Raw genomic sequence first — 22,439 nt, forward strand, 5'->3', positions numbered from 1 at the left:
GCCGGTTGCCCTCAAGTTGCGCTTTAGTTGGTTTTGACAAGCGCTTTCAAACCCGGTACGCACGTCGCAAAGCTGCTTAAAAAATCGGGTTCTGAAAAATGGTTTGGGGGAAAAACGCAGGCAAGTCCTGTGTCGAGCGCAAGTCGGGCATCAATATCTTGTACCGGAAAGTTTCTGCTATTTCTCTGGCAGTTGCGCTGGGTTACGCGCTGGCACCGCTGCCGGCCGAGGCGCAAAGCTACCGCTTCAATTCGGTGCAGGTTGAGGGCAATCAGCGTATTCAAACGTCCACTGTTGTCGCTTATACCGGCATTGAGCGGGGCCAGACCGTCAGCGCGGGCGAGCTGAACGATGCCTACCAGCGCATTCTTGACAGTGGCGTATTTGAAACAGTGGAAATCGTGCCGCGCGGCAGCACGCTGGTGATCAAGGTCACCGAGTTCCCGACCATCAATCAGATCAGTTTCGAGGGCAACAAACGCCTCAAGGACGATGCGCTGGACCAGATCATCGAATCTGCTCCGCGCCGGGTGTTCAGCCCCACGCAGGCAGAGCGCGACGCCGCGGCGATTGCCGAAGCCTACAGCGTGCAGGGGCGCCTGGCCTCGCGCGTGACCCCGCGGATCATCCGCCGCAGCAACAACCGCGTTGATCTGGTGTTTGAGATTTCCGAAGGCGACACCATTGAGGTGGAGCGCGTGTCGTTCACCGGCAACCGGATCTATTCCGACCGCCGCCTGCGGCGGGTTCTGGAAACCAAACAGGCGGGCCTGCTGCGCGGTTTCATCCGCTCCGACACGCTGATCGAGGACCGGCTGGAGTTCGACAAGCAGGTTCTGCGCGATTTCTATCTGTCGCGCGGTTATGTCGATTTCCGGGTGAACAGCACCAATGCGGAGGTGACCGAGGAACGCGATGCGGTGTTCCTGGTTGTTGACGTGACCGAAGGCCAGCAGTTCAAATTCGGCAATATCACCGTGACCAGCGAGATGCCGGAGGCGGATGCAGACCTGTTCGCGTCCACCCTCAAGATCAAGCCGGGAGTAACCTACACGCCAACGCTGGTCGAAAATGCGATCGACCGGATGGAAGGCCTGGCGGTCCGGAATGAGATCGATTTTCTGCGCGTTGAACCGCGGGTCACCCGCAACGACCGCGACCTGACCCTGGATGTCGAATTCGTGCTGACGCGCGGCCCGCGTGTCTTTGTTGAGCGCATCGACATCGAAGGCAACACAACCACGCTGGACCGGGTTGTGCGTCAGCAGTTCCAGTCGGTGGAAGGCGACCCCTTCAACCCGCGCTCTATCCGCAACAGCGCGGAACGGATCCGCGCCCTCGGCTTCTTTGCCAATGCGGATGTTGAAACCCGCGAGGGCAGCTCCGCCGATCAGGTGATTGTCGACGTGGACGTCGAAGAGCAGCCGACCGGTTCGTTGAACCTGGGCGGTGCCTACTCGGTCACCGACGGTTTCGGGCTCAGCATCGGCCTGACGGAAAACAACTTCCTGGGCCGCGGTCAACGGCTGTCGCTCAATATCGCAACAGCAACGGAATCCGATTCCTACGTGCTGGGCTTCACCGAACCCTACCTGCTGGGCCGGAAGCTGAGGTTCGACCTGGATCTGGGGCTGAACGAAACCGACTCCAGCTTCTCTGAATACAAGACCAAGCGCGTCTTTTTCCAGCCGGCGCTGACGTTCGATACCGGCGAGGATACCTCGCTGCGGGTCCGCTACACCTGGGATGCGGACGAGATGCTGTTTGACGACGACGACACCAACCAGAACCTGGCTGGTCCGGTGGTTCGTAGCGAAATCGCGCAAGGCGAACGGAATGCCAGCGCAATCGGCTTTACCTACCGTTACGACAGCCGCTTGACTGGGCTCGATCCGACCGCCGGTTTCCTGGTGGAAATCGGTGCGGACTACGCAGGTCTGGGCGGTGAGTCAGAATACATCAAGGCCAATACGAAACTCGTCGCCCAAAAGCAGATTTGGAATGAGGAAGTAACCATCCGTGCCACCCTGGAAGCCGGCGCTTTCCAATGGGAAGGCAGCGGGTTCAGCCGGTCGATCGACCGCTTTATCCTGACGCCTTCTATCATGCGTGGGTTTGAGCCTGGCGGTATCGGGCCGCGGGATCAGGGCTCCGGCAATCCGGGCGGTGGTAACTACAACGACTTCCTGGGCGGCAACTATTATGCCGTTGCGCGGTTTGATGCAGAGTTTCCCTTGGGCTTGCCGGAAGAACTGGGTATGCGCGGCGGTATCTTCTATGATGTCGGTGCACTCTGGGGGCTGCAAGACGTCAACACTTTGGCGACGGATAGAATTGTCGGCAATGACAGATCCTTCCGCCACGTTGTCGGCGTCTCGCTGCTTTGGACCACTGGGTTCGGCCCCCTGCGCTTCAACTTCTCCAAGGCCCTCAAGAAAGAGGACTTTGATGAAGAGCAGAGCTTTGACCTGACCCTTCAGGCGAGGTTCTGATCTGGTGCGGCAGCCGCAGCCTGGATTCTGGTCAGCGCTAGGGCTTGCCCTGGCGCTGTTCTGCGTGGGCACCGCAGGCGCCCGCGCGCAGGAAGCCACGGCAAACGGCGGGGCTGAGTTTCAGCTCGGGCTGCCGCAAAGCGGTATCCTCACGATCCAGCCGGACCGTCTTTTTTCTGAGAGCGCCTTTGGCAAGCGGGCGGAACGCGAGATTGAAGCCGAGGGCGCGGTGCTGACCGCCGAAAACCGGCGCATCGAAGCGGAGCTGCGCAACGAAGAGCTGGAGCTCACAGAACGGCGCAGCGAAATGGAGCCCGAAGCGTTCCGCGCCTTGGCTGATGCCTTCGACGAGAAAGTGCAGGAAACCCGCCGCCGCCAGGATCAGAAGCTGCGCGAGATCACCCAGATGGGGGAAGAAGCCCGGCGCGAGTTCATCAAGGCCTCACTGCCGGTTCTGCAGCAGATCATGCGGGAAACGGGAGCCGGAGCAATTCTCGACCACTCGTCGGTCTTTCTGAGTGCGGACTCGGCAGATATCACTTCCTTGGCGATCGCCCGGATCGATGCGGTTCTGGGAGACGGGTCGCAGGAAGAGGAAAGCGAACGCTGAGCGCGCGAACTTGCCCAAAGGCTGTCCGCTTGCTAGGGACAGCGCAGTATTCTTGACGTAAATGGGAAACCAAGCATGACCACCGAGCTGCAAAGCGCTGACATTCAACTGATCCAGCGGATCCTGCCGCACCGCTATCCGTTCCTGCTGGTCGACAAGGTGGTCGATATCGACAGCTACAAATCGGCCCGCGGCATCAAGAATGTCACCATGAACGAGCCGCATTTCCAGGGCCACTTCCCTGGCACTCCGATCATGCCGGGCGTCACCATCATTGAGGCGATGGCACAAACCGCAGGGGTGATGCTGGGTGTCGGCATGGATATGGTCGACACCGATCTGCTGATCTATTTCATGAACATCGACAAGTGCAAATTCCGCCGCAAGGTGGTGCCGGGCGATGTGCTGGAGATGCATGTGGAAACCCTGCGCGGCAAGCCGGGCGGCAAGATCTTCAAGTTCTCCGGCCGCGCTACCGTTGATGGCGAAGTGGCGGCGGAAGCCGAATTTTCGGCCATGGTCGACGTGCAGAAGGACGATTGAGAATGAGCCGGATTCACCCCAGTGCCGTGATCGAAGAGGGCGCCAAGATCGGAAAGGACTGCGAGATCGGCCCGTTCTGCGTGGTTGGCCCCGAAGTGGTGCTGGGGGACCGGGTTGTTCTGAAATCCCATGTCGTCGTGACCGGTGATACGGAAATCGGCGACGAAACCGTGGTCTTCCCCTTTGCTGTGCTGGGCGAGATCCCGCAGGACCTGAAGTTCAAGGGCGAAAAGTGCAAGACCGTGATCGGCAAGCGCAACCGTATCCGCGAGCATGTGACAGTGAATGCCGGCACCGAGGGCGGCGGCGGTCTGACCAAGATCGGTGACGACGGGCTGTTCATGGCCGGGTGCCACATCGCCCATGACGCTCAGGTCGGCGACCGGGTGATCGTGGTGAACTCTGCGGCGGTGGCGGGCCATTGCGTTCTGGAAGACGATGTGATCATCGGCGGTCTGTCCGGCATCCACCAGTGGGTGCGCATCGGCAAAGGCGCGATCATCGGTGCGGTCACGATGGTGACCAATGACGTGATCCCCTATGGCCTGGTGCAGGCGCAGCGCGGCGAGCTGGACGGGCTGAACCTGGTCGGCCTCAAGCGCCGCGGCGTCGCCCGCAGCGACATCACCGCTTTGCGCGCAGCCTTTCAGATGCTGGCCCAGGGTGAAGGCACCTTCCAGGAGCGCGCCAAGCGGCTGGGCGATGAGACCGAGAGCCAGTATGTGCAGGAGATCGTTGCCTTCATCACCGGCGAAAGCGACCGCTCTTTCCTGACCCCGGGAGGCTGACGCGATGCTGGCAGTGATTGCAGGCACCGGCATGCTGCCGGCAGAAGTGGTGTCCCGTGCCGCTGGGCGACCTTTGGTTTGCGCGATGGCAGGTTCGGAACCTGATGCGGTCGATCCGGAGATTACCTTCCGGTTTGAACAGCTCGGCAGCTTTCTGGAAAGGTTGAAGGCTGCCGAAGTCACCGAAATCTGCATGGCAGGTGCGGTGCGGCGCCCGCATATTGATCCCTCTGCGATTGATGCGGCCACCATGCCGCTGGTGCCGGTGCTGCAGGCGGCGTTGACCGCAGGCGACGACGGGGCATTGCGGGCCATTATCGGCATTTTTGAGCAGTCAGGCTTTGCTGTCCGCGCTGCCCATGAGATGGCGCCTGATCTGCTGATGGCGGCAGGCGTGCCAACCAAGGTGCAGCCGGGAGAGCTGGATAAGGCAGACGCAGAGCGCGGCGCGGAGATCGTAGCTGCAATGTCTGCGGCTGATATCGGCCAGTCCTGTGCCGTGCGCAAGCAGCAGGCGATTGCGGTCGAGAACCTGTTTGGCACCGACTGGATGCTGAACGCACTGCAGCAGCGCCCGGATGGGCAGGGCGGTCTCTTGTTCAAGGCGCCGAAACCGGCGCAGGACCGCCGCGCCGACCTTCCCGCCATCGGGGTGGAAACGGTTGAAGCCGCGGCCAAGGCAGGCCTTTCTGGCATCGTGCTGGAAGCGGGCGGCGTCATCGTTTTGGATCAGGACGCGGTGATTGCGGCCTGCGACCGGCTGGGCCTGTTCCTCTGGCTGCGCGAGGCATGAGCCTGCGGGTTTTTATCCTGGCGGGGGAGCCTTCGGGCGACCGGCTGGGCGGGGCGCTGATGGCGGGGCTGAAACAGCTGGAACCGGGTGTCAGCTTTGACGGCATCGGCGGCGCGCTGATGGCGGAGCAGGGGCTGGTGTCCCGCTTTCCGATGGATGAGCTGTCAGTGATGGGGCTGGCAGAGGTGTTGCCCAAGTACCGCCACCTGAAGCGCCGCATCCGGGAAACGGCGGACGCGGTGCTGGAAACCAGGCCGGATGTGCTGATCACTATCGACAGCCCCGACTTCTCCCTTCGCGTGGCGCGGCTGGTCAAGGCGCAAAGCAATATCCGCACCGTGCATTACGTGGCGCCTTCGGTCTGGGCGTGGCGGCCCAAACGGGCGGCCAGGATGGCGGAGGTCATCGACCACGTGCTGGCGCTCTTGCCGTTTGAGCCCCCCTATATGGAAGCTGCGGGAATGGACTGCGACTTCGTCGGCCACCCGGTGGTGGCGGAGCCGCAGGCGTCGGAGGCGGAGGTCGCCGCTTTTTGCAGTGAATTCGGCTTGGGGGATGCGCCATTTGTACTGGCGCTGCCCGGCTCGCGCCGGTCTGAAGTGTCGCGGCTAGCCCCGGATTTCGGCGGCGCGCTGCACCGCTTCACGGCCGGGAACCCGGCCTACCGGATTGTCGTGCCTGCCGCCGCCCCGGTGGCCGGCCTGGTGCAAGACGCCTTGCTGAGCTGGCCCGAGGAGACGGTGCTGGTCGATCCGAACAAATTCGACGCCGCTACGGCCAAGGCGCACAAGCGCGCCGCCTTTGCCTCGGCCAGCCTGGCGCTGGCCGCCTCCGGTACCGTGTCTTTGGAACTGGCCGCAGCCCGCACCCCGATGGTGATCGCATACAAGTTCCAGTGGCTGACCTGGCAGATCATGAAGCGCATGGCTTTGATCGACACGGTGACGCTGGTCAATCTGGTCAGCGATACCCGCGTTGTGCCGGAGTGCTTGGGGCCGGACTGCACGGCGGAAAACATTGCCGCCCGCCTGGAGGCGCTGGCAGCGAATCCAAGTGCTCAGCTGGAAGCGATGGAACTGACCATGCAGCGCTTGGGGCAGGGCGGGGAAGCGCCTGGGCTGCGTGCCGCCCGCTCGGTGCTGGACCGCTTGCATGCAGGCTGAGGCGGAAGCGCACCGGATGCAGAGCCTCCGCCGCGCGGCTTCTGGTGGCGCGGATGCTTGCGCACCCGTGCGGAGCGCGCCGCTCTGCGGTCACAGAACGCGGGCGGCTGGCAATAATAGTACAAATGCCGGGTCTTTATTGCTGAGAAGCGCCTAAGGGCAGGTCTGCCCTCAGGCGCGCAGTCCATTTTGGAAAGATATGCCGCGTCAAGGGCAAGCCGCGCGTGCCGCGCGGAGGCTGCGCCTCCCTTGACCCGGCGGGAGGGGATCAGTAGCCGCGCCAGATCCAGCCGCCGCCGAAGATGCGGCTGCCTTCGTTGGCGTAGAACACGCAGGCCTGGCCGGGGGAGACGCCCTCTTCCGGGGTCAGCAGTTCCACTTCCGCGGTGGTGTCGCTGAGCGGCCGGATGATCGCCTCGCGCGGCGGGCGGGTGGAGCGGACCTTGACCTTCAGATGCCATTCGTCCCGGCTGGTGAATGGCTCATCGCCCAGCCAGTTGATCTCGCGCACCGGGATGGTGCGGGTCGCCAGCAGATCCTTGGGGCCGACGACGACCTGCTTCTTGTCGACGTCCAGTTTCACCACGTAAAGCGGCTCCGAGAGACCGCCGATGCCCAGGCCGCGGCGCTGGCCGATGGTGTAGTGGATGACCCCTTCGTGGCTGCCCAGCACCCGGCCGTCGGAATGCACGATCTCACCCGGCTCAGCGGCGCCGGGACGCAGTTTCTCGATCACGCTGGCATAGTTGCCGTTGGGCACGAAGCAGATGTCCTGGCTGTCGGGCTTGTCCGCCACCGCCAGCCCGTACTGGGCCGCCATCTCACGGGTGGCGTCCTTGGACGGCAGATGCCCCAGCGGGAAACGCAGGTAATCCAGCTGCTCTGGCGTGGTGGAAAACAGGAAATAGCTCTGGTCGCGGTTTGCATCCTCGGCGGAGTGCAGCTCCGGACCGTGCTCACCCATCTTGCGCTGGATGTAGTGGCCGGTGGCCATGCAGTCGGCCTCCAGGTCCTTGGCGGTTTCCAGGAGGTCCTTGAACTTCACCCGCTCGTTGCAGCGGATGCAGGGCACCGGGGTCGCGCCCGCCAGATAGCTGTCGGCGAACTCGTCAATCACCGCATCCTTAAAAATGTTCTCATAATCCAGGACGTAATGCGGGAAGCCGCGCTCCTCTGCCACACGGCGCGCGTCGTGGATATCGATGCCCGCACAGCAGGCGCCTTTTTTCGCCAGCGCCGCGCCGTGATCGTAAAGCTGCAGGGTGACGCCGACCACGTCATAGCCCTGATCGGCCAAATATGCAGCAACTACAGAGCTGTCGACGCCGCCGGACATGGCCACAACCACCCGGGTTTCCGAGGGCGGTTTGGCAAAGCCGAGCGAGTTCAGTTCCAGATCTTGGTCCAGCGCCATGGGGCAGCTCCTAAAGGCAAGGGGGGCAGGCGCCGCAGAATATATGAAAATCCTAAGGACTCTCAAGGGGCGTGGTTCATGCGGCGTTAAGCCTGTTCGGAAATTCTGGTGCCGGACCCAACGAACAAGATCTTCAGAGGGAAGAAAGATGTTTCTAAAGAAAGTCGACGGGCCGCGGGCAGTCACCCTGCCGGACGGGACAATTATGACACGGGCGGATTTGCCGCCGGAGACCACCAAGCGCTGGGTTGCCTCACGCAAGGCTGCGGTTGTGCGCGGCGTGCTCTACGGGCTGCTGCCGCAGAAGGAGGCGATGCGCCGCTACGGCCTCAGCGAGGAGGAATTCCGCAGCTGGGTTGCGGCAGTTGCCGACCATGGCGAAGAGGCCCTGAAAACCACACGTCTTAAGAAATACCGTGATCAGGACGCAAAATAGATCAGACCGCCCTTGAGTTGAAATTGTAAATTAACCATCATGGTAACGAGGCATTAACTTTTTTCCACCAAGGTTAACGCGACCTGAGGGAAACAGTGTACAGGCGGAGAAAATAATATGCGCATTCTGCTGGTTGAGGATGATCCGACCACGGCAAAAAGCATCGAGCTGATGCTGACCCATGCCAACCTGAACGTTTACACGACGGATCTGGGGGAAGAAGGGATCGATCTGGCCAAACTTTACGACTATGACCTGATCCTGCTGGATCTGGGGCTGCCGGACATGAACGGCCATGAGGTGCTGCGCCAGCTGCGTATGTCCCGCATTGAAACCCCCATTCTGATCCTGTCCGGTGCCGACGATACCGACAACAAGATCAAGGGCTTCGGCTTCGGCGCGGACGACTATCTGACCAAGCCTTTCCACCGTGAGGAACTGGTGGCGCGGATCCATGCGATCATCCGCCGCTCCAAGGGGCACTCGCAGTCGATCATCAAGACCGGCAAGATCGCGGTCAATCTGGACGCCAAGACGGTGGAGGCCGGCGGCAAGGCCGTGCATCTGACCGGCAAGGAATACCAGATGCTGGAGCTTCTGTCCCTGCGCAAGGGCACCACGCTGACCAAGGAAATGTTCCTGAACCATCTCTATGGCGGCATGGATGAGCCGGAACTCAAAATCATCGACGTTTTCATCTGCAAGTTGCGTAAGAAACTCAGCAACGCGACGGACGGCGAAAACTATATCGAAACCGTCTGGGGCCGAGGTTATGTGCTGCGCGACCCGCAGGAGGATCACATGTCAGGCGGTCACCGTATGGCTGTCGGCGCCTGAAAGGAAGACCATCCGGGCGGCGCATGAATATGTGCCGCCGGTTGCAAGGACCCGCCTTCCGGCGGGTCTTTTTGTTTTTGGCACCCGGCACACGCGGGCTGTCAGATGCGCTGGACGCGGCGCGCAGGGCACCTTATCACCAAAGGTGAGAACGAAGAGGGACCGCGCGTGGCAGGAATGACAGAAAAAGACGTGGCCAGCCTGACGGCAGAAGAGGCAAGAGCAGAGTTTCTGAGGCTGGAAGAACTGCTGCGGGCTGCGGACCTGGCTTATCACCAGGACGATGCGCCGGAAATCAGCGATGCGGATTATGATTCGCTGAAACGCCGCTACCGGGCGTTGGCGGAGGCATTTCCAGAACTTGCTGAAGCGGCCACGCAGCTGGACGCAGTCGGCGCGCCTGCGGTCTCCGGTTTTGGAAAGATCGCTCATTCTGTGCGGATGCTGTCGCTGGGCAATGCTTTCGAGGATGAAGACGTCGCTGATTTCGACCGCAGCATCCGCAAATACCTGGGCCTTGGTCTAACGGAGGCGCTGCCGTATACCGCAGAACCCAAGATCGACGGGCTGTCGCTGTCCCTGCGCTATGAAAACGGCACGCTGATCCAGGCCGCCACCCGCGGCGACGGAAGTGTCGGGGAAAACGTAACCGCCAACGCGCGCACCATTGCTGATATCCCGCAGCAGCTGGAGGGCGCTCCGGAAGTGCTGGAAGTGCGCGGCGAGGTTTATATGAGCCATGCGGACTTCGAGGCGCTGAATGCCCGGAACGAAGAACGCGGCGGCAAGACCTTTGCCAACCCCCGCAATGCGGCCGCGGGTTCCTTGCGGCAGCTGGATGCGGAAATAACCCGGGCGCGGCCATTGCGTTTCTTTGCTTACAGCTGGGGGGAACTGAGCGCGCCGCTGGCGGAAACGCAGATGGACGCAATTGCGCGGCTGGAAGCCCTGGGCTTTCAGACCAACCCGCTAACCCGGCTGTGCACCGCGACCGAAGACATGATCGCCCATTACCGCAGCATCGAAGAACAGCGTGCGACGCTGGGCTATGACATCGACGGCGTGGTCTACAAAGTTAACGATCTGGCGCTGCAGGCGCGGCTGGGCTTCCGTTCTACGACCCCTCGCTGGGCAATTGCGCATAAGTTCCCGGCGGAGCTCGCCTGGACCCGGCTGGAGGCGATCGACATCCAGGTCGGACGCACCGGCGCGCTGAGCCCTGTGGCGCGGCTCACCCCGGTGACCGTTGGCGGGGTGGTGGTCTCTAGCGCCACGCTGCACAACGAGGATTACATCCAGGGCCGTGACTCCAAGGGCGAGGAGATCCGCGGCGGCAAGGATATCCGTATCGGCGACTGGGTGCAGATCTACCGCGCAGGCGATGTGATCCCCAAGGTGGCCGATGTAGACCTGTCCAAACGCCCCGATGAGGCCGAGCCATTTCAGTTTCCGCACATCTGCCCGGAGTGCGGCAGTCCGGCGGAACGGGAGGAAGGCGACGCGGTGCGCCGCTGCTCGGGCGGCATGATCTGCCCGGCCCAGGCGGTGGAGAAGCTAAAGCATTTCGTCTCCCGCGCAGCCTTTGACATAGAGGGGATGGGCGCCAAGCAGGTCGAGCAGTTCCACAGCGATGGCTGGATCAGAGAACCCGCGGATATCTTTGACCTGCAAGCGAATTTCGGCTCCGGCTTGCAGCAGCTGAAGAACCGGGAAGGGTGGGGTGAAAAGTCTGCAGACAACTTGTTCGCAGCGATTGAGGAAAAGCGCACCATCCCTCTGGCCAAGCTGATCTTTGCCCTGGGTATCCGCCACGCGGGCGAGGTTGCAGGCCGCGATCTGGCACTGCACTACCGGGACTGGCAGGCGATGGCGGATGCGATCGACGCAGCCCGCCCGGCCGCCTTGGCGCACCGGGCCGCGGATGAAGCCGAAGAGGCGGAGCGCCATGCGGCAGCTGACGAGGGCCGGCGCGCGAAGATTTCTGAAACCCGTGCGACAGCCGTGGCGTCTTGCGGTGTCCCGGCGGAAGCCGCTGCCGCCTGGGCAGACCTGATCGGTGTGGATGGGATCGGCGCCGTTCTGGGCCTGTCCCTGTCCGACGCCTTTGCCAACCCGGAGGAGCGCGCGGCGTTTGACCGGCTGGTTGCCAAGCTGACCATTGTGCCGCCCGATGCCCCCGCCGCGGACAGCCCGGTGGCCGGCAAGACAGTGGTCTTCACCGGCACGCTGAAGAAGATGACCCGGGCCGAAGCCAAGGCGCGGGCAGAGGCACTCGGGGCCAAGGTCTCCGGTTCCGTTTCCAAGAAAACCGACATTCTGGTGGCGGGGCCAGGTGCAGGCTCCAAGGCAAAAAAGGCTGCAGAGCTGGGCATCCGGACTCTGGACGAAGACGGCTGGCTGGAGCTGATCGCTGAGGCATGAGCGGGCGTCCTGAGATCCTGTTTCCGTTGTTCGCCGGCGCTGAGACCCTGCAGGGTGTCGGCCCCAAGACCGCGCAGAACCTCAGCCAGATCGATATAGAAACGCCGCGCGACCTGCTGTTTTCGCTGCCTTATTCTGTGGTGGACCGGCGGCGGCGCAATACCATCCGTGGGGTGGAGCTGCCCGCCACTGTGACCGTGGAGGTGACCATTGGCCGCCACCGCCCGGCACGCAACCGCGGCGGCGCCTACCGCATTCATGTGGAGGATGCAGAGACAGAGTTTCAGCTGGTCTTCTTCCACGGCCGCGGCCGCTATCTGGAGGCGCAGCTGCCCGAAGGGTCCCGCCGGGTGGTCTCAGGCAAGCTGGAACTGTTCGACGGCCTGGCGCAGATGGTCCACCCGGATCACATGCTGCCGGTGGAAGAGGCGCATGAGATCCCGGAGTATGAGCCGGTCTACAGTCTGACCCACGGGGTCACGCAAAAGACCATGTACAAGGCGGCGCAAAGCGCGCTGTCGCGGATGCCGGAATTGGCAGAGTGGATCGACCCGGCGCAGATGCTGCGGGAGAACTGGCCTGCTTGGCACGAGGCATTGCAGTCTGCCCATGCGCCGCAAGGCCCCGACGACCTCAGCCCGCAGACGCCGGTACGGGCACGGCTGGCCTATGATGAGCTGTTTGCCCACCAGTTGACCCTGGCGCTGGCCCGGCAGCGGGAGCGCAAGGCCCGCGGCATTCAAAGCGCTGCTACAGGCCGCCTGCAATCCCGTGTCCTGAAGGCGCTGCCTTACCGCCCGACCAACGCGCAGGCCCGCGCGATCGAGGAAATCTCTGCCGACATGGCTGCGGACAAGCGCATGAACCGCCTGCTGCAGGGCGATGTGGGCGCGGGAAAAACATTGGTTGCCTTCATGGCCTTGCTGGTTGCTGTTGAAGCAGGCGGGCAGGGGGTGATGATGGCCCCGACCGGCATTCTGGCGCAGCAGCATATGGAAGGCCTCGCACCGCTGGCCGAAGACGCAGGCGTGGTGATCGAGATCCTCACAGGCCGTGACAAGGGGTCTGAGCGCAAGGCCAAGCTGGCGGCGCTGAAGCGCGGCGATATCCAAATCCTGGTCGGCACCCACGCAGTGTTCCAGCAGGACGTGGAATTCCGCGACCTGCGCCTCGCGATTGTCGATGAACAGCACCGCTTCGGCGTGCGCCAGCGGATGGAGCTGGCGGAAAAGGGCAAGGGCGCGGATGTGCTGGTGATGACTGCGACACCGATCCCGCGGTCTCTGGCGCTGGCGCAATACGGCGACATGGATGTCTCGGTGCTGGATGAGAAACCGCCGGGGCGCAAACCGGTCAGGACCGCGGTCATCAGCACCGAACGGATGCAGGAGGTTGTCGATCACCTGCGCAAAGCGATAGCTGAGGGGCGGCAGTGCTATTGGGTTTGCCCGCTGGTGGACGAGTCCGAGCTGAGCGACCTGACTGCGGCGGAGGAGCGCTTCAAGCATCTGCGCGCAGTGCTGGGCGAAGGCACAGCGGGGCTGGTGCATGGGCAGATGCCGCCTGCCGACAAGGATGCGGCGATGGCCGCCTTTGTCGCCGGCCGTAGCAAGGTTCTGGTTGCCACCACGGTGATCGAGGTCGGGGTGAATGTGCCCAATGCTTCGATCATGGTGATTGAGCGGGCCGAGATCTTCGGCCTGGCGCAGCTGCACCAGCTGCGCGGAAGGGTCGGGCGCGGCAGTGCCGATTCGACCTGCCTGTTGATGTATCAGCCGCCGCTGACCGAAGGCGGCCGCAAGCGGCTGGAGGTGCTGCGGGAAACTGAGGACGGCTTCCGGATCTCGGAAACCGACCTGCAGATGCGCGGGGCTGGAGATATGATCGGCACCGCGCAATCCGGCCTCCCGCGATTCCGGATTGCCGACCTGGAACGACAGGCTGGGCTGATGGCGGTGGCCCAAAGCGATGCGCGGGCACTTCTGGCCGCCGACCCCAAGCTGGAAGGCGACCGCGGCAAGGCGGCGCGCGTTCTCCTGTGGCTGATGAAACAGGATCAGGCGATCCGTTTGATTTCAGTGGGTTGAGCTGCCGCTTGGCGGATGTTCCGCTTTGGTGTTCTCCTGTGTTCGCAAATGTTCTCAAAAAGTTCTTTACAGGTGTTCTGAAAAATGAGAACAAAGGGGCAACAAGATTGCCTGAGAGCAGCGACACAGACTGGAGGAGGCCCGAGCCATGATTGCACAGATCAAGACCACCATTCAAAACGCCCATTCGACCCTGCTGCAGGATGCCATCGGCGCGGCCTCGCTGATGGTGATGCTGGTGGCGGCGCTGCACCTGCCGGGGCTGTTCTGATCCCCATACCGTTTTCCTGAATGCCTCTGCTGTGCCGGGCCGGCCCTTTCCTGTCCCGGACTGCTTCCGGGGATCAACCGCCTGTCCCGATCCCCCTCGGCCCGATCTTCGACTGATTTGCCTCAAGATCCTGCCTGGCCCGCCCGGGTCCCGCACAGCAGAGCATGACTGCCGCCGCCATCTGCCCGGATGTGCGGCGGTTTTTTCTTTTGAGATGGGGGAGGCAGGCGCGTGTTTCCCGTTCCGGCACGGAACAGCGCATAGCAACTTTTGCAGCGGCGACGGGGGCAGGCCTTAGGCACACTGCTCCTTGGCGGCAGTCTGCATCGCTTCCAGCGTCGCCTCCAGCGCGAGCATGATGGAGGCGTGGCGGTTCTTGAACTCACGTGCGGGCTGCAGCACTTCCAGGCCGTCAAACGGCGCATCCGGCACCGGGCCGTCCTGGTTCAGCATGGCCTTCAGCTGGTTACGGGCGGTTTCCACTTCCTGCAGCGATCGTCCGATCACATTGCCGCCCACCACCGCGGCAGATGCCTGCCCCAGCGCGCAGGCCTTAACGTCCTGTCCGAAATCCGCGATCCGGCCGTCTTCAACCTTGATGTCAACAGTCACGGCGGAGCCGCACAGGGGCGAGCGTTTCTTGACTGTGGCGTCCGGCGCCTGCAGCCGGTCCAGATGCGGGATGTCGGCTGCCAGCGCCAGAATGCGCGAGGAGTACAGCTTGATCAGATCACTATCGCCAGACATTGCTTTCCCGGTCTTTCCCATTTTGCAGGTTCCCCATACATAGGGAGCCGAACAGCAGATGCAAAAGGTTTTTAGCCATGTCCTTTGATCCCGCCAGCCTGACCTATAATGACGCCGGGCTGATCCCCTGTATTGCGCAGGACGAAGCCTCGGGCGAGGTGCTGATGATGGCCTGGATGAATGCCGATGCGGTGGCGCGAACCCTGGAAACCGGCCGGGTCACCTATTGGTCGCGCTCGCGGCAGTCGTTCTGGATCAAGGGCGAAACCTCCGGCCATGTGCAGGAACTGGTGGACCTGCGGATCGACTGCGACCGCGACTGCCTTCTGGCGCTGGTGCGTCAGACCGGGGCGGCCTGCCACACCAACCGGAGGACCTGTTTTTATACTGCGGTGCGGGATGACGCAGAAACCGAGCTGATGAAGCCGATGGAATAATCGGCACCTCGGGCAACCGCCCTTGCGGGTCGAGCCTCCGGCAGAGGATACTTCAGCTGGACAGAAGCGGCAGCCCCACCATTTCGCGGATGTCCTGAGCGGTTGCGCCTTCGGCCCGGTACTTGGCAATGGCGCGGGCGTCGTCGCGTTTGGCAAGGCGCTTGCCATTCTCGTCGCGGATCAGGTGATGGTGGTGGTAGATGGGCGTGGGCAGGTCCAGCAGGCTTTGCAGCAGCACATGTATCTGGGTGGCCTCGAAAAGATCGGCACCGCGCACTGCATGGGTGATGCCCTGGTCCGCATCATCCGCGACCACCGACAGGTGGTAGGAGCTGCCCATGTTGCGGCGCACCAGAATGATGTCGCCAACAGCTGAGATCAGCACATCAGGGTCCAAGGCATGCGTGCCCTGGAAGTCCGGGCCTGCATCCGTGAAACTGCGCAGATCCGCGGAGCGGACGGCTTTCTCCATGTTCAGCCGGATAACGTCCTGGCCCGTGGCCTTGGATAGCAAGCGGCTGCGGCAAGTGCCGGGATAGATGCGCCCGTCCGGGCCGAATTGCGGAACGCCTTCCTGAGGGGCGCCGGCAGCAGCCTCGATATCTGTGCGGTTGCAGCGGCAGGGATAGGTGAGGCCCATGGCAGTAAGCTGGTCCAGCGCAGCCTGGTAACGAGGCAGGCGCTCTGACTGGCGCATCACCGGCATGGGCCAGCTGAGGCCCAGCCAGGACAGATCCTCATAAATCTGCGCTTCCCATTCGGGGCGTGCGCGGGACTGGTCGATGTCTTCGATGCGCAGCAGAAAGGTGCCGCCCTTTGCGGCAGCCATATCATGCGCCAGCATGGCGGAGTAGGCGTGGCCCAAGTGCAGCGGTCCAGTTGGCGACGGCGCGAAACGTGTGGTGAATGTCACGCTTTCTCAATTACATAAACGGTGGACTTCAGGTCGATGCCGGGGAGGTGATCCCCATGCTCCCGGAATAGCAGCCGCGCTGCTGAACAGTCCAGCCATTCATTGAGCTTGCCGGTATAGGCATGATCGGCCAGTGCGTGATCATTGTAGGAAAAGGCGAACAATCCGCCACGCGGCAGGGCATGCATGATCGTGTCGAAGACTGCTGGCGGGGCTGCGCCTGTGCCCAGAACGCCGCAGCCGGTGATCAGGCGGTAGGCGCCGTGCGGGATCGGCTGTTTCTCTGCGGCATCAATCCGCGTCAGCCTGCGGTAAACGTCCTTGCTGCGCGCTTGGGTGAGCATTTCCTCCGACGGTTCCATGCCGTCCACGGTTTCAAACCCTTGCAGTCGCAGCGCGAGGCCCGCCAAACCGGTTCCGCAGCCGAAATCCAGAACAGGCTCGCTCATGTCCGTTTGGTATTTTGCCAAAGCCTGGGCAATCCGCCCCGGTGTCGCGTAGCCGTTTTCGGCAATCTCAGCGTCGTAGGAAGCGGCCCATTGGTTGTAGTGCTCCAGGGTCGCTTCCGGTGTTTCAAGGTCGTATGCCTTGTCCAGAAACTTTTCGCTCATGCCATAAGCTTAGGCGCTATGGCCGCATTCCGTCTAGGAAAAGTTGCTGAGCCACTCCTGCCAGACCGCTTTGGCGCGGTCGGTATAAGCCTTGTAACGGTCCTTGCGGCCGCGGCGGCCGCCCTTGAGGCCGTCGACCGGGCGGAACAGGCCAAAGTTCACGTTCATCGGCTGGAACGTCTTGGCCTCGGCGCCGCCGGTGATGTGGTGGATCAGCGCGCCCATGGCGCTGTCCTGCGGCACTTCCGGCAGGTCCTGACCCAGGATCTCTGCTGCCGCCAGGCGGCCCGCCAGCAGGCCCATGGCCGCGCTTTCCACATAGCCCTCGACCCCGGTGATCTGACCGGCAAAGCGGATGTTGGGTTTCGACTTCAGCCGCATCTGCGCGTCCAGCAGGGTGGGCGAGTTGATGAAGGTGTTGCGGTGGATGCCACCAAGCCGGGCAAAGCTGGCGTTCTCCAGCCCGGGGATCATCTTGAAGACCTCGGTCTGGGCGCCGTATTTCATCTTGGTCTGGAAACCGACGATGTTGAACAGCGTTCCCAGGGCATTGTCGCGGCGCAGCTGCACAACAGCATGGGCTTTGACCTCCGGCTGGTGCGGGTTGGTCAGGCCCACCGGCTTCATCGGCCCGTGGCGCAGGGTTTCGCGGCCGCGTTCGGCCATCACCTCGATCGGCAGGCAGCCGTCGAAGTAGCCCGCGGTTTCGCCTTCGTGGAATTCGGTCTTGTCGGCGGCCAGCAGCGCGTCGATGAAGGCCTCGTACTGGTCCTTGTCCATCGGACAGTTCAGGTAGGCGGTGCGCTCTTCCTCGGTCTCGCCCTTGTCATAGCGCGACTGCATCCAGGCCTGCGACATGTCAATGCTTTCCGCATAGACAATCGGCGCGATGGCATCGAAGAATGCCAGCGCTTCCGCTCCGGTTTCTGCCTGGATTGCCTTGCCCAGTCCCGGCGAGGTCAGCGGGCCGGTGGCAAAGATCCAGTGGCCTTCGGTGGGCAGTTCAGTGATTTCTTCATAGGAAACAGAGACATTCGGGTGTGCCTTCAGCTTGGCGGTCACCGTTTCGGCAAAGGGTTCGCGGTCCACGGCCAGGGCGCCGCCAGCGGGCAGGCGGTGCTCATCCGCAGTGGTCATGATCAGCCCGTTTGCGGCACGCATCTCCCAATGCAAGAGGCCCACTGCGTTCTGCTCGTCATCATCGGAGCGGAAGGAGTTGGAACACACCATTTCGCCCAGGTTGCCGGTCTGGTGGGCAAAGGTTTCCACCTTGGGGCGCATTTCGTGGATCACCACTTGTACGCCCATGTTTGCCGCCTGCCAGGCCGCTTCCGAGCCGGCCATGCCGCCGCCCACGATATGCAGTGTTTGTGCCGAATGATCTGTCATGCCCGCCACATAGGGCAGGGGGCGGGCGCGTGCAACAGGCTTGGGTGTTGCGCAGGCGGATGGCCTTGTGCGGTCTGTCTGTGCCGGTTGGGGAAATTTGGGGCCGCCGCTGCGGGTATGGATCACCGGGGTGAGAGAACCGGTTGGAGGGACCCTTCCGCAGCAGCAGCCCAAATTGTGCGGGCCGGTGATTGCTCAGCGGCCGTGCCCAATCTTTGCCATCTTTCCGCCTGAATTGAAAGGCGGTCATTTGGCCTATTACGGAAACATTACGTTCCCAATGGTAAACAAAGACTAAAGCTTTCCGTAAATTTTCGGAAAATTTCACTCCTGCCAGTCGGGCGGGCGTTTCTCAATAAATGCGGCCATGCCTTCGATGGTGTCGCGGTGCATCAGGTTCTCGACGATCACCCCGCTGGTATAGGCATAGGCCTGGTCCAGCGGCATTTGCAGCTGCTCGTAAAACGCCTGCTTGCCGATCTTCACCGCCGCGCCGAGCTTGGCGGCAATGGTTTCGGCCAGCCTGGTGGTTTCCGTCTCCAGCTCCTCCAGCGGCACGGCGCGGTTGGCCAGACCCAGTTCGACGGCGCGGGCGGCGTCGATGAATTCGCCGGTGGTCAGCAGCTCAAACGCCTGCTTGCGCGGGATATTGCGCGACAGGGCCACCATCGGGGTGGAGCAGAACAGGCCGATGTTGACGCCGTTGACACCGAATCTGGTGCCTTCAGCCGCAACGGCCAGATCGCAGGAGGCAACCAGCTGGCAGCCCGCCGCGGTGGCAATGCCGTGGACCTGGGCGATCACTGGCTGCGGCAGGGACTGCAGCCCCGTCATCACGCTGGTGCAGCGTGCGAACAGGTCCTGGAAATACGCCTTGCCGCCGTCCTCTGACGCGCGGCCCGCGGTCATCTGTTTGATGTCATGGCCAGCGCAGAATCCTTTGCCGGTGCCGGACAGAATCACTACCTTGATGCGGCTGTCCTCGCGCAGGGCATCTATCTGCTCCTGAAGTGCTGCCAGCATCTCGTCCGACAGCGCGTTCAGCTTTTCCGGCGTGTTCATGGTGAGCCGGGCAATTGCGCCCGTGTCGTGACGTTCCAGAATTGCCATCTTGCCCTCCTCGCAAATCCGGGGGCAACTCTAGGCGGGGCGAACAGAAAGGGAAAGCATGGCGCTGGCATTTGATGTCGCAGGTCTGACGGAATACCTGCATGAGATTTTTCCGCAGGTGCGGGATGACTTTGCCATCGACGCGATGGAGGAAAAGCATCTCAGGATGCGGCTGTTGACGGCAGAGAAGCACCTGCGCCCCGGCGGCACGGTGTCCGGCCCGTCGATGTTTGCGCTGGCCGATTGCGCGGTCTACGCGCTGATCCTGGCGCATCTGGGGCAGGAGGCGCTGGCCGTGACCACCAACTGCTCGCTCGATTTCATGCGCAAACCCGCCGCCGGTGCCGACCTGATCGGCGAGGCGCGGCTGCTGAAGCTTGGCCGGGTTCTGGCGGTGGCGGATGTGCTGATCTATTCCGAAGGCATGGCAGAGCCGGTGGCGCGTGCCTCGATGACATATTCGATCCCGCCGAAACGCTAAAGGGTGGTGGCGAAAGACTGACCGACCTTGACCAGGGTTTCCCGCCCCTTAGCGCTGTTGGCGACCAGATCATCGGAGAACTGCACTTTGCCCGGCTCGAACACCACCACCACGGTGGAGCCGCCGAACTTGAAATAGCCTTTCTCGTCCATCTTCTGCACCGCGCCCGAGGCGCGGGTGTTGATGATGGAGCCGACCCCGAAGGCGCCGACCTCGACAAAGCAGTAGCTGCCCAGGTTATCGGTTTCGATCAGGGTCCAGGTCCGCTTGTTCTCGCCGAACACATCCGGCCCCGCGCCAAGCGCTATCGGGTTCACCGAATGCAGCGCGCCGGGAATGTCCTGCGACCCTGTGATGCGGCCCGCGGCGGGGAAGTGGTAGCGGTGGTAGTCCGCCGGGCACAGCCGCACAATTGCCAGCGCGCCGCCAATGAACCGCTCCGCAATGCCGGGCAGCATGGTGCGAACTGACATCGGATAGCCCTTGACCGGGACAAACACGTCCTCTGCCAGTTCCGGGAATACCAGCACCCTGCCGTCTGCGGGGGAGACGACGTCCTGAGGATCCGCGCTGTATGGGCGGGCCTCGGGCCTCAGGTTGCGGACGAAGAAGTCGTTGAAGCAGCCATAGCTGTCTGCCGGGGCGGTGGCCTCGCTCATGTCAATCGACAGCTCATCGATCACTGCTGTGATCTTGCCCTTGGAAAACCGCGAGTCGAACCATATACCCATCAGCCGGCTGACCAGGGAGGAGCGGAACAGCAGCTTTTCCACCGGCCGTGCGCTGGCGTTCTGATAAGCCCAGCGGATCCATTTCTCGCCCAGCACGGCTTCCTCAAAGGTCTCACCGGTCTCGCGGTTAACAACAAGAATGGGGTCGCGCTGCATCAAATCTGCCAAATCAGGTTTCGTCCCGCTGCGCCTAGCAAGAAGCAGGGGGCGGGCCAAGAGCGGATTTCCCGCACCGCGGTTGCGCGGCTTCAGATCCTGCGGGCGGCGGCGAAACAAAAAAGGCCGGGGCATGCCCCGGCCGTCAGGTTGTTCCTTTGCCCAGGGGATCACGGGCGCCAGAACGGAAGAGTGGCTTCATAATGGGCGTCCTCACGGGTTAGCCCGATGTCCTTCAGCTGCGTCTCGCTCAGGTGTTTCAAATGGGTTCGGGTGCGATAGCGCAGGCTCCACTTGGTCACCAGCACGGCAAAGGAGACGGCCCATTGCGCCAGCACCGGCAGGGCCGGGCGGCTGTTCAGAAAGGACATGTTCGATTGTGCCATTTGCGTGTGCTGTGCCATGGGAGGCTTCCTTCGTATTGTGTTGATACAATCCTGTTGATTTGTCGTGGCGTTTTGATACAAAGGGGGTGCATCGTTGTCCAAGGATGGATTGTAATGGGTACAATTTGGCCGCAGACCCTGGGTGAGACAAAAGGTCCCAAGTATAAAAAGGTCGCAGATACAATCCGCTCAGCTGTTGAGGCGGGAAGCCTGAAAATTGGTACAAAGCTGCCGCCGGTCCGCGATCTTGCGTATCAGCTGAGCATAACCCCCGGCACCGTGGCCCGGGCTTACAGCATTCTGACTGATGAGGGTGTGCTGGAGGCCGAGGTCGGGCGCGGCACCTTTGTAGCCGAAAAGAAAAAGCCGGTGCCCGATGACGTATGGTCGCGGGAGCTGCATCTGCTGGAAGCGCGCGATCCCGGCCATGTCAGCCTGTTCAGCCCGCGGATTGCCGACATGGGGCAGGTGGCCGCGGTGCGCGAGGCGCTGCACAAGGTGGCAGAAGGCGAAGCGCGGAACTTCCTGAACTACCCGACCCGCGATGCCTATCGTCCGGTCCGGCAGGCAGCGGCCGAGTGGATTGCGCAGGCACCGGTCGGCCCGGTCAGCGAAAGGGATGTGGTGCTGACCCACGGCGGCCAGAACGGCCTGCTGGTGGTACTGCAGGCGATCCTGACGGGTTCGCAGCCAGTGATACTGGTCGAGGATCTGACCTATGCCGGCTTCCGCCGCGCGGCGGAACTTCTGCGGGCGCAGGTGGTTGAGGTGGCCATGGACGAGCACGGAATCCGTCCGGACGCAATGGAGCTGGCGATCCGCAAATCCGGTGCCTCGGTCATCTGCACCAGCCCCGAAGTGCACAATCCTACCGGGCTGTTCACACCGCTGGAACGGCGCAAGGAGATCGTCCGCATCGCCCGCCGCCATGGCGTGCAAATCGTCGAGGATGACTGCTACCGCCTGGGGGAATCGCGGGCGCCCAGTTACCGTGCGCTCGCACCGGAACTGGCCTGGCATGTCTCCTCGATCTCCAAAATCCTGACCCCGGCCCTGCGCGTCGGCTTTGCCCTGGCGCCGGAAGGGCGGGCGGCGGACCTGCGGCGGGTGGCGGAATACGGCTATTTCGGCCTGGCGCAGCCGCTGGCGGAACTGGTGCGGATCCTGCTCACCGACCCGCGGCTGCCGGGACTCGTGCAGTCAGTGCGCAGTGAAATGGCCCGCTATGTCCGGGTGGCGGTCAACGCGCTTGGCGGCTTCGACCTGACCTGGAACCCGGAGGTGCCGTTCCTCTGGCTGAAGCTGCCGTCCGGCTGGCGTGCCGCCGCCTTCACCCGCGCGGCAGAGGCCAACGGGGTGCAGATCCGCTCGGCGGATGAGTTTGCGCTGCGCGACGGCCGCGCGCCCCACGCTGTGCGCATTGCCATCAACGCGCATGTGCCGCTCAAGCAGTTCGAGGAGGCGATGCTGCGCTTGCGTTCCCTCCTGGACAACCCGCCGGAGCAGATCAGCGTGTGATTTTTTTGGGGTATTATTATACCTATTTTTTAACTTATTGATTTACATGAATTTAATCTTGTTTGGTGGTGTTGACTGGGGCTGGGGATGCCCGTAAACCCCGTC

22 protein-coding genes are annotated in these 22,439 nt (G+C 62.6%); 14 read left to right on the top strand and 8 right to left on the bottom strand.

Annotated elements, in window-relative coordinates; all coding sequences use genetic code 11:
* Positions 1 to 98 precede the first annotated feature (98 nt).
* From bamA to lpxB, 6 genes are all read left to right on the top strand, one after another.
* On the top strand, positions 99 to 2,492 hold the full coding sequence (bamA, locus tag AC58NV_RS01100; RefSeq protein ID WP_497225503.1) for an outer membrane protein assembly factor BamA: 2,394 nt from the start codon (positions 99 to 101) through the stop codon (positions 2,490 to 2,492).
* A gap of 4 nt (positions 2,493 to 2,496) precedes the next feature.
* On the top strand, positions 2,497 to 3,102 hold the full coding sequence (locus tag AC58NV_RS01105; RefSeq protein WP_497225504.1) for an OmpH/Skp family outer membrane protein: 606 nt from the start codon (positions 2,497 to 2,499) through the stop codon (positions 3,100 to 3,102).
* Between the two features lie 75 nt (positions 3,103 to 3,177).
* Positions 3,178 to 3,645 (top strand): 3-hydroxyacyl-ACP dehydratase FabZ, encoded by a 468-nt coding sequence (fabZ, locus tag AC58NV_RS01110; protein ID WP_222507126.1) that lies wholly within the window; start codon positions 3,178 to 3,180, stop codon positions 3,643 to 3,645.
* Between the two features lie 2 nt (positions 3,646 to 3,647).
* Entirely contained in the window at positions 3,648 to 4,433 is a 786-nt protein-coding gene (gene lpxA / locus AC58NV_RS01115) for an acyl-ACP--UDP-N-acetylglucosamine O-acyltransferase (RefSeq protein ID WP_497225505.1), read from the top strand.
* A 4-nt stretch (positions 4,434 to 4,437) separates the two neighbouring features.
* A complete protein-coding gene (locus AC58NV_RS01120; RefSeq protein WP_497225506.1) occupies positions 4,438 to 5,226 on the top strand; it encodes an LpxI family protein in 789 nt (262 codons plus the stop codon).
* Entirely contained in the window at positions 5,223 to 6,389 is a 1,167-nt protein-coding gene (gene lpxB, locus AC58NV_RS01125; RefSeq protein ID WP_497225507.1) for a lipid-A-disaccharide synthase, read from the top strand. Before AC58NV_RS01120 ends, lpxB begins: the two co-directional genes overlap by 4 nt.
* A 268-nt stretch (positions 6,390 to 6,657) precedes the next feature.
* On the opposite strand, the gene mnmA is transcribed toward lpxB, so the two are convergent.
* Positions 6,658 to 7,803 (bottom strand): tRNA 2-thiouridine(34) synthase MnmA, encoded by a 1,146-nt coding sequence (mnmA, locus tag AC58NV_RS01130; RefSeq protein WP_497225508.1) that lies wholly within the window; start codon positions 7,801 to 7,803, stop codon positions 6,658 to 6,660.
* A gap of 148 nt (positions 7,804 to 7,951) precedes the next feature.
* On the opposite strand from mnmA, the gene sciP reads away from it, so the two are divergent.
* The 5 genes from sciP to AC58NV_RS01155 all read left to right on the top strand — a co-directional run bounded on the left by sciP (position 7,952) and on the right by AC58NV_RS01155 (position 13,855).
* Positions 7,952 to 8,239 (top strand): CtrA inhibitor SciP, encoded by a 288-nt coding sequence (gene sciP / locus AC58NV_RS01135; RefSeq protein WP_366662792.1) that lies wholly within the window; start codon positions 7,952 to 7,954, stop codon positions 8,237 to 8,239.
* 117 nt (positions 8,240 to 8,356) lie between these two features.
* Positions 8,357 to 9,076, top strand: coding sequence for a response regulator transcription factor CtrA (gene ctrA, locus AC58NV_RS01140; RefSeq protein ID WP_366662791.1), 720 nt, complete (start codon positions 8,357 to 8,359; stop codon positions 9,074 to 9,076).
* Positions 9,077 to 9,253: 177 nt separating this feature from the next.
* A complete protein-coding gene (gene ligA, locus AC58NV_RS01145; protein WP_497226378.1) occupies positions 9,254 to 11,497 on the top strand; it encodes an NAD-dependent DNA ligase LigA in 2,244 nt (747 codons plus the stop codon).
* Positions 11,494 to 13,584, top strand: a complete 2,091-nt coding sequence (gene recG / locus AC58NV_RS01150) for an ATP-dependent DNA helicase RecG (protein ID WP_497225509.1) — start codon at positions 11,494 to 11,496, stop codon at positions 13,582 to 13,584. Before ligA ends, recG begins: the two co-directional genes overlap by 4 nt.
* A 148-nt stretch (positions 13,585 to 13,732) precedes the next feature.
* The gene (locus AC58NV_RS01155; RefSeq protein WP_019296173.1) at positions 13,733 to 13,855 is read left to right on the top strand and encodes a hypothetical protein; all 123 of its coding nucleotides are present in this window, start codon (positions 13,733 to 13,735) and stop codon (positions 13,853 to 13,855) included.
* Positions 13,856 to 14,149: 294 nt separating this feature from the next.
* Here AC58NV_RS01155 and AC58NV_RS01160 read toward each other — a convergent pair whose 3' ends face one another.
* Positions 14,150 to 14,602: an iron-sulfur cluster assembly scaffold protein gene (locus tag AC58NV_RS01160; RefSeq protein ID WP_497225510.1), complete on the bottom strand. Its 453-nt coding sequence runs from the start codon at positions 14,600 to 14,602 to the stop codon at positions 14,150 to 14,152.
* Between the two features lie 77 nt (positions 14,603 to 14,679).
* On the opposite strand from AC58NV_RS01160, the gene hisI reads away from it, so the two are divergent.
* Positions 14,680 to 15,039, top strand: coding sequence for a phosphoribosyl-AMP cyclohydrolase (hisI, locus tag AC58NV_RS01165; protein ID WP_497225511.1), 360 nt, complete (start codon positions 14,680 to 14,682; stop codon positions 15,037 to 15,039).
* Positions 15,040 to 15,091: 52 nt separating this feature from the next.
* On the opposite strand, the gene gluQRS is transcribed toward hisI, so the two are convergent.
* From gluQRS to AC58NV_RS01185, 4 genes are all read right to left on the bottom strand, one after another.
* Entirely contained in the window at positions 15,092 to 15,952 is an 861-nt protein-coding gene (gene gluQRS / locus AC58NV_RS01170; protein ID WP_497225512.1) for a tRNA glutamyl-Q(34) synthetase GluQRS, read from the bottom strand.
* Positions 15,949 to 16,563: a class I SAM-dependent DNA methyltransferase gene (locus AC58NV_RS01175; RefSeq protein WP_497225513.1), complete on the bottom strand. Its 615-nt coding sequence runs from the start codon at positions 16,561 to 16,563 to the stop codon at positions 15,949 to 15,951. Before AC58NV_RS01175 ends, gluQRS begins: the two co-directional genes overlap by 4 nt.
* A gap of 33 nt (positions 16,564 to 16,596) precedes the next feature.
* Positions 16,597 to 17,952, bottom strand: coding sequence for a methylenetetrahydrofolate--tRNA-(uracil(54)-C(5))-methyltransferase (FADH(2)-oxidizing) TrmFO (gene trmFO / locus AC58NV_RS01180; RefSeq protein ID WP_497225514.1), 1,356 nt, complete (start codon positions 17,950 to 17,952; stop codon positions 16,597 to 16,599).
* A gap of 324 nt (positions 17,953 to 18,276) precedes the next feature.
* Positions 18,277 to 19,062: an enoyl-CoA hydratase gene (locus tag AC58NV_RS01185; RefSeq protein ID WP_497225515.1), complete on the bottom strand. Its 786-nt coding sequence runs from the start codon at positions 19,060 to 19,062 to the stop codon at positions 18,277 to 18,279.
* A 58-nt stretch (positions 19,063 to 19,120) separates the two neighbouring features.
* On the opposite strand from AC58NV_RS01185, the gene AC58NV_RS01190 reads away from it, so the two are divergent.
* Complete coding sequence (locus AC58NV_RS01190) at positions 19,121 to 19,543, top strand: PaaI family thioesterase (protein WP_497225516.1); 423 nt, start codon at positions 19,121 to 19,123, stop codon at positions 19,541 to 19,543.
* On the opposite strand, the gene asd is transcribed toward AC58NV_RS01190, so the two are convergent.
* Together asd and AC58NV_RS01200 are read right to left on the bottom strand one after the other, a co-directional pair.
* Complete coding sequence (gene asd / locus AC58NV_RS01195) at positions 19,540 to 20,430, bottom strand: archaetidylserine decarboxylase (protein WP_497225517.1); 891 nt, start codon at positions 20,428 to 20,430, stop codon at positions 19,540 to 19,542. The genes AC58NV_RS01190 and asd overlap by 4 nt on opposite strands.
* 170 nt (positions 20,431 to 20,600) lie before the next feature.
* Positions 20,601 to 20,834, bottom strand: a complete 234-nt coding sequence (locus AC58NV_RS01200; protein WP_497225518.1) for a DUF1127 domain-containing protein — start codon at positions 20,832 to 20,834, stop codon at positions 20,601 to 20,603.
* Between the two features lie 96 nt (positions 20,835 to 20,930).
* Here AC58NV_RS01200 and AC58NV_RS01205 point away from each other — a divergent pair, with 96 nt between their 5' ends.
* Entirely contained in the window at positions 20,931 to 22,334 is a 1,404-nt protein-coding gene (locus tag AC58NV_RS01205) for an aminotransferase-like domain-containing protein (protein WP_497225519.1), read from the top strand.
* Positions 22,335 to 22,439: the final 105 nt, after the last annotated feature.

The sequence above is a fragment of the Leisingera sp. ANG49 genome, from assembly GCF_059694505.1.

Bases quoted from the DNA above. Each gene is read 5' to 3' on its own strand.
- bamA (WP_497225503.1), top strand. From the start codon at position 99: ATGGTTTGGGGGAAAAACGCAGGCAAGTCCTGTGTCGAGCGCAAGTCG.
- fabZ (WP_222507126.1), top strand. From the start codon at position 3,178: ATGACCACCGAGCTGCAAAGCGCTGACATTCAACTGATCCAGCGGATC.
- lpxA (WP_497225505.1), top strand. From the start codon at position 3,648: ATGAGCCGGATTCACCCCAGTGCCGTGATCGAAGAGGGCGCCAAGATC.
- AC58NV_RS01120 (WP_497225506.1), top strand. From the start codon at position 4,438: ATGCTGGCAGTGATTGCAGGCACCGGCATGCTGCCGGCAGAAGTGGTG.
- lpxB (WP_497225507.1), top strand. From the start codon at position 5,223: ATGAGCCTGCGGGTTTTTATCCTGGCGGGGGAGCCTTCGGGCGACCGG.
- mnmA (WP_497225508.1), bottom strand. From the start codon at position 7,803: ATGGCGCTGGACCAAGATCTGGAACTGAACTCGCTCGGCTTTGCCAAA.
- sciP (WP_366662792.1), top strand. From the start codon at position 7,952: ATGTTTCTAAAGAAAGTCGACGGGCCGCGGGCAGTCACCCTGCCGGAC.
- ctrA (WP_366662791.1), top strand. From the start codon at position 8,357: ATGCGCATTCTGCTGGTTGAGGATGATCCGACCACGGCAAAAAGCATC.
- ligA (WP_497226378.1), top strand. From the start codon at position 9,254: ATGACAGAAAAAGACGTGGCCAGCCTGACGGCAGAAGAGGCAAGAGCA.
- recG (WP_497225509.1), top strand. From the start codon at position 11,494: ATGAGCGGGCGTCCTGAGATCCTGTTTCCGTTGTTCGCCGGCGCTGAG.
- AC58NV_RS01155 (WP_019296173.1), top strand. From the start codon at position 13,733: ATGATTGCACAGATCAAGACCACCATTCAAAACGCCCATTCGACCCTG.
- AC58NV_RS01160 (WP_497225510.1), bottom strand. From the start codon at position 14,602: ATGTCTGGCGATAGTGATCTGATCAAGCTGTACTCCTCGCGCATTCTG.
- hisI (WP_497225511.1), top strand. From the start codon at position 14,680: ATGTCCTTTGATCCCGCCAGCCTGACCTATAATGACGCCGGGCTGATC.
- AC58NV_RS01175 (WP_497225513.1), bottom strand. From the start codon at position 16,563: ATGAGCGAAAAGTTTCTGGACAAGGCATACGACCTTGAAACACCGGAA.
- trmFO (WP_497225514.1), bottom strand. From the start codon at position 17,952: ATGACAGATCATTCGGCACAAACACTGCATATCGTGGGCGGCGGCATG.
- AC58NV_RS01185 (WP_497225515.1), bottom strand. From the start codon at position 19,062: ATGGCAATTCTGGAACGTCACGACACGGGCGCAATTGCCCGGCTCACC.
- AC58NV_RS01190 (WP_497225516.1), top strand. From the start codon at position 19,121: ATGGCGCTGGCATTTGATGTCGCAGGTCTGACGGAATACCTGCATGAG.
- asd (WP_497225517.1), bottom strand. From the start codon at position 20,430: ATGCAGCGCGACCCCATTCTTGTTGTTAACCGCGAGACCGGTGAGACC.
- AC58NV_RS01200 (WP_497225518.1), bottom strand. From the start codon at position 20,834: ATGGCACAGCACACGCAAATGGCACAATCGAACATGTCCTTTCTGAAC.
- AC58NV_RS01205 (WP_497225519.1), top strand. From the start codon at position 20,931: ATGGGTACAATTTGGCCGCAGACCCTGGGTGAGACAAAAGGTCCCAAG.